Origin of the sequence: Kitasatospora sp. NPDC056446, assembly GCF_042796115.1 — a bacterium.
In the GTDB taxonomy this organism is placed as follows: domain Bacteria; phylum Actinomycetota; class Actinomycetes; order Streptomycetales; family Streptomycetaceae; genus Kitasatospora.
Window position 1 is genome coordinate 29878 of record NZ_JBHTRF010000085.1, and the last position, 4974, is coordinate 34851.

6 protein-coding genes are annotated in these 4974 nt (G+C 74.4%); 2 read left to right on the top strand and 4 right to left on the bottom strand.

The window, feature by feature from the left end; all coding sequences use genetic code 11:
- Window positions 1-162: 162 nt before the first annotated feature.
- Window positions 163-426, bottom strand: a complete 264-nt coding sequence (locus ACFQ6N_RS34255) for a DUF397 domain-containing protein (RefSeq protein ID WP_380657642.1) — start codon at window positions 424-426, stop codon at window positions 163-165.
- A gap of 429 nt (window positions 427-855) precedes the next feature.
- Between ACFQ6N_RS34255 and ACFQ6N_RS34260 the strand changes: the two genes are divergently transcribed.
- The gene (locus ACFQ6N_RS34260) at window positions 856-1395 is read left to right on the top strand and encodes a PTS-dependent dihydroxyacetone kinase phosphotransferase subunit DhaM (protein ID WP_380657643.1); all 540 of its coding nucleotides are present in this window, start codon (window positions 856-858) and stop codon (window positions 1393-1395) included.
- Between the two features lie 114 nt (window positions 1396-1509).
- On the opposite strand, the gene ACFQ6N_RS34265 is transcribed toward ACFQ6N_RS34260, so the two are convergent.
- From ACFQ6N_RS34265 to ACFQ6N_RS34275, 3 genes are all read right to left on the bottom strand, one after another.
- A complete protein-coding gene (locus ACFQ6N_RS34265) occupies window positions 1510-1998 on the bottom strand; it encodes an NUDIX domain-containing protein (protein ID WP_380657645.1) in 489 nt (162 codons plus the stop codon).
- Between the two features lie 50 nt (window positions 1999-2048).
- Window positions 2049-2600, bottom strand: coding sequence for a sugar transferase (locus ACFQ6N_RS34270; protein ID WP_380657646.1), 552 nt, complete (start codon window positions 2598-2600; stop codon window positions 2049-2051).
- Between the two features lie 287 nt (window positions 2601-2887).
- Window positions 2888-3160, bottom strand: a complete 273-nt coding sequence (locus ACFQ6N_RS34275) for a hypothetical protein (protein ID WP_380657648.1) — start codon at window positions 3158-3160, stop codon at window positions 2888-2890.
- A gap of 569 nt (window positions 3161-3729) precedes the next feature.
- Here ACFQ6N_RS34275 and ACFQ6N_RS34280 point away from each other — a divergent pair.
- Window positions 3730-4917 carry a polysaccharide deacetylase family protein gene (locus tag ACFQ6N_RS34280; protein WP_380657649.1) on the top strand — a complete coding sequence of 396 codons (1188 nt, stop codon included), beginning with the start codon at window positions 3730-3732 and terminating at the stop codon, window positions 4915-4917.
- The last annotated feature ends 57 nt before the right edge of the window (window positions 4918-4974 follow it).

Consider the following 4974-nt stretch of genomic DNA (forward strand, 5'->3'; position numbering starts at 1 on the left):
ACAAAAAAATAACTCCGGGGGGCCCACCCAATATTATCAGCTTTTTTGATCACCCCCCCCTAAAACCCCCGCCCCGCCCCCGGCAAACGCCGGGGGGGCCCCCCCCGGGCCGGGCCGGGGCCCCCCCCCCCGCGGCTCGGGCGCCTGCGACAGGCACCCTCCTCAGGTGAGGTCGAACTCGCCGTCCCGGGCGCCGAGCACGAAGGCCCGCCACTCCGCCGGCGTGAAGACCAGGATCGGCCCGTCCTCCTGACGGCCGTCCCGCATCCCGATGTACCCGTCCACGAAGGCGATCTGGACGTCCCCGACACCCTGGCTGCTGCACAGCCACTCCGCGCCGGTGAAGTCCACCTTGGGCTTCCCGCTCGGCGCCAGCTCCGGCTGCGCCCCGCCCGTCTCCGTGTCCGTCCCGCTGTTGGCTGCCACTTGAACGATCTCCTCCCGACGGCTTTCCGGGGCCAGCCTAGCCACACCGCGCGGCCACGGTCAGCGGGTTGACGAGTACTCCCCCGGCCGGGGACGGGCGGCACCGGAGGAACGGTCGAGACGCTCCCCGCGGCGTGGCCCGAAGCGCGCCCTCAAGCGTGTCCCGACCGGCGGGGGCGGCGGGCAGCTGCCAGAGTGCTGCCAGGGCGCCCGCTCGGGCCGGGAGGCCCCGGAGAACCCCGGAGAACCCCGGAGAAACGGTCCAGCGGCCCGTACGGAGCCCTCCACGGCCCCGTACGGGCCGCACCGCGCCTCCGGGCGCCCCGCACCGAACGCACCACCCCGCACCGCGAACCGCGATGCCGCACCAGGCGCAGCGCCCCACCGACCGCAGCGTCCCACCCACCGACCCGCCCAAGGGAGCAGCCGATGAGCCGCCGGGACGGCACCAGCGCCGACGTCATCCCCATCTCCGACGCGCCCTCGGCCCATCCCCCGGCACCGCGCACGCCCCCCTCGGCCACGCCGCTGCCCCGGCCCTCCTCGGGCCGGTCCCGGCCGCACGGGCGGGTCGGGATCGTCCTGGTGTCGCACAGCCAGGAACTGGCCACCGCCGTACGCGACCTCGCGCTCGCACTGACCGGATCCGACTCCCCCGCCCCGGTCTCCGCGACCGGCGGCGACCCGTCGGACGGACCCGGCATCAGCGCCGTCCTGGTGGCCGCCGCGACCCGCCGGGTGGACCAGGGCCACGGCGTGGTGGTCCTCGCCGACCTGGGCAGCGCCGTCGGCACCGTCCGGGCCCTGCTGTCCGAGGCCGACGAGCACGGGCTGCCGTTCCCGGTCCGGTTCGCCGATGCCCCGTTCGTCGAGGGCGCGGTGGCCGCGACCGCGACCGCCACGGCGGGCGGCGACCTGGCGGCGGTCCTGGACGCGGCGGAGGAGGCCTACCGGCAGCACAAGGGCTGACCGGGCGGACCGGACCGGCAGGGCGCCGAGCGGCCGACGCCGGCGCCGACGGGCCGGAGCCGGTGAGCCGACGCCTGCGGGCGACGACGCCGAGCGGCCGAAACCGGCGGGCGGTCAGGGGCGCTCCTTGCCCTCCCAGGTGAAGACCGCCGGGCCCTCGCACTCCAGCGCGTGGCGCAGCCGCTCCTGCTCCGTCCCGATCATCGGCGGCAGCTCGTCCAGCGCGAACCAGCCGACATCCAGCGACTCGTCGTCGTTCACCCGCGCCTCGCCGCCGACCGCGCGGCAGCGGAAGGTCAGCACCAGGTACTGCGTCACATCGCCGTTCGGGTACGTCACCTCCGGGGAGACGGTTGCCGAGGCGAGCAGCTCGGGCACGACCACCACGCCGGTCTCCTCCTCGCACTCGCGCACCACGCCGTCGGCGGGCTGCTCGCCCGGGACGAGGATGCCGCCGACCGGCGCCCACCGGCCGTCGTCGGCCCGGCGGGCGAGCAGCACCCGGTCGTGGTCGTCCAGCACGACGGCGACGACGGCGCTCAGCCAGAGCGGGCGGGTGCCCACGAGGGAGCGGAGTTCGGCGAGGAAGGGGGGAATGGCCATGTGGCGCAGCCTAGCCGGGTGGCTCCCCCGTCCGGTTCGGCCCGTCCGGCTCAGCCCGGCAGGTCCCCGGTGGGGCTGAGCCGTTCGGGGGCGGGGCGCGCCAGGGCCAGGACGGTGAGGCCGAGGATGTGCAGGTCGAGCCGGAGCGAGCGGTGCCCGACGTACCAGAGGTCCAGTTCGGCGGCGCGGGCTCGGGTGTCGTCGTACGGGCGGCCGTTGCTCTTGCCGTGGCTGTGGAGTTGGGCCCAGCCGGTCAGTCCGGGGCGCACGTCGAGCCGGGCGCGCTCGCGGCAGGAGTAGCGCAGCACCTGGTCGGGACTGGCCGGCCGGGGGCCGACCACCCCCATCTCGCCGCGGACGACGTTCCACAGCCTCGGCAGCTCTTCCAGGCCGGTCCGGCGCAGCAGGACGCCGAGCCGGCCCGCGCCGCCGGTCCGGAAGCGCAGGACCCGGAACTCCCGTCCGTGCCGTCCGGCCCGGGGCTGCCGCCGGAGCACCGGGCCGCCGGTCGTACAGAGCAGCAGGGCGGCGATCAGCAGGGCCAGCGGCAGCGCGACGATCGCGGCCAGGGCGACGACGGCGAGATCGCCACCGCGTTTCATGAGGCGGACACGGCACTATCCGGTCTGCTGCTCATCGCTCCCCCTCCACGGCGCTTCGAGCCGGAAGAACGCATTCACGGTAGAGGCGCGATGAAGCGGCCGTCCGGGAATGGTGAAAGAAAGCAGCGGGAGATTGTCCGACTGGACGATATTCGGTCGGTCTGACCAATTTCGCTCGATCTACCGTTTCAGAATTCCGAACGCGATCGACATACTGACTGACCGGTACGCCGTACGCCGGGGCCGGAGGTCAGGCACTCGTGTAGGACCGACCGGTCGGACACCCGCTAGAGCGCGGCGCGGCGCCGGTCGCGGAACAGGCCGAAAGCGATCCGGCCGAGCAGCAGGACACCGGCCGCCAGGCAGCCGGCCACGGCCATCGCCCAGGCGGGACCGTCACTGTCCGGAACGATCACCGCCACGACGATCCCCGCCGCCAGGCAGGCCAGGCCCACCACGGTCAGCGGGAGCTGGTGGGTGACCAGGGCTCCCCCACTGCACGCGCGGGCCATCCGGGAGGCGCCATGCAGGTGGAAGGGGTCACGGTCCGCATCTGCCATGAGCCCAAGGTACCCCGGGGGAACCCGGGAAGCAGCCCGCAGGGAGTGCGGATCCGCACACGCTGCGCGACCGGCCGGCGAGGCATCGGCCGGGGGTCGACACAGGCTCCGGCGGGGGCCGCACGAGGGGTCGACGGAGGGGTCGAAGGAGTGATCGGTGGAGGGATCGGCGCAGAGCCGGACGGGGGTCGGAGCACGGTCGGAGCGGAGTCGGCCGACGGTGTGACGGGGACGGGCCCGGAGGTCGGTCCGGGGGTCGGTCCGACGGCCGTCCGGCGGGCCCGGACGAAGTCGTTCCAAGACCTGCCCGAGGCCCTCCCAAGCCCTCCCGATGCGCATTCCGACTCCACAATCAGTCCACGAAAAATCCTCGTCCCCCCGGTACAACCATCCCTGTGGTGCAACGGTCTCAATGGCATTGAGTGATCCAGGAGCCGTTCGAGGGACGGGTGTGAACCCCCCACCGAGAACAGGAAAGTCCAGGGGCGGAGCCGCCGACCCCTGGAGTCGGAGGTCGGGCTCCGTCCTCCGGCGGTACCGCCACGCCGCTCGGCGAACGAGGGGGAACCGTGCCGCAGTCCCAGTCCACACCACCGATCTCCATGGCCCGTGCCAGGCCGGTGCCAGGCGTGCGCGCGCTGCCGCCACCCACCGGCTGCACGACGGACCGGCACGACGGGAACCGGCACGGCGGGGGCCGTCGCCGACTCTCGCTCGGGCCGGTCGAGATGCCCGTCGACAAGCCCGTCGGAGTCTCGGCCTGGGTACCGACCGGAGTACCGACCGGAGTACCGACCGCGGTACCGGCCGAGGTCTCCGCCGGGGGGTCCGCCGGGACGGAACAGCAGGACGCACGGGGCGAATGGCTGCGGTTCGCCCCCGTCCAGCCGCTGTTCCGGGCCCGGGCGGCCCAGCGCCTGGCCGTGCTCGCGTACCACGGGGTGACCGACCACCGGACGTTCGGCGCCCAGCTCGACCGGCTCCAGCGCCTCGCCACCCCGGTCTCGCTCGCCGCCGTCCTCCAGGCCGTGACCGAGCGCCGACCGCTGCCGCCCCGGAGCGTCCTGGTCACCTTCGACGACGCCGACCGGAGCGTCCTCACCCACGCCCTGCCCGCCCTCGACGCCCGTCGCATTCCGGCCACCGCCTTCGTCATCTCGGAGCTCATCGGCACCGAGCGGCCGTTCTGGTGGCACGAGGCCGACTTCCTGGCCCGGCACGGGGGGCGCGCCCGCTCGCTCGACTGCGGACACCCGTCCCAGTTGCTCCGCCGACTCAAGGCCATGCCCGACCCGGACCGCCGACGCAGCCTGCACGAACTGCGGGCCAGCGCCGACCGCCGACCGCCCCGTCAGGAGCAGCTCACCCCCGCCGATCTCCTCGCCCTGCGGGACGGGGGCGTCGCGATCGGCAACCACACCCAGGGGCACCCGTGCCTCGGGCGCTGCGACGACGACACCGTCCGCACCGAGATCACCGGCGCCCACGAGGCCCTCACCCGCTGGCTCGGCGCGCCCCCGACCGCCTTCGCCTATCCGGACGGCGGCCACGACCCACGTGCTGAAACCGTTCTGCAGGAACTCGGCTACCGGCTCGGCTTCCTCTCCGACCACCGCCTGGGCCCCCGCCTCCCCTCCAACCCCCTCCAGATCAGCCGGCTCCAGGTCGACTCCACCACCAGCACCCGCCGCTTCGACACCATCCTCTCCGGCCTTGAACCCGCCTACCGCCGCTGGCGCCGCCAAGCCGTCGCCTGATCCGCCGCGGGGGGGGGGGGGGGCGGGGCCGCCGCCCCCCCGCCCGATTAACCTGGC

Excerpts from the sequence above, each read along its gene's own strand:
- ACFQ6N_RS34265 (WP_380657645.1), bottom strand. The coding sequence starts at position 1,998 with ATGGCCATTCCCCCCTTCCTCGCCGAACTCCGCTCCCTCGTGGGCACC.
- ACFQ6N_RS34260 (WP_380657643.1), top strand. The coding sequence starts at position 856 with ATGAGCCGCCGGGACGGCACCAGCGCCGACGTCATCCCCATCTCCGAC.
- ACFQ6N_RS34270 (WP_380657646.1), bottom strand. The coding sequence starts at position 2,600 with ATGAAACGCGGTGGCGATCTCGCCGTCGTCGCCCTGGCCGCGATCGTC.
- ACFQ6N_RS34275 (WP_380657648.1), bottom strand. The coding sequence starts at position 3,160 with ATGGCAGATGCGGACCGTGACCCCTTCCACCTGCATGGCGCCTCCCGG.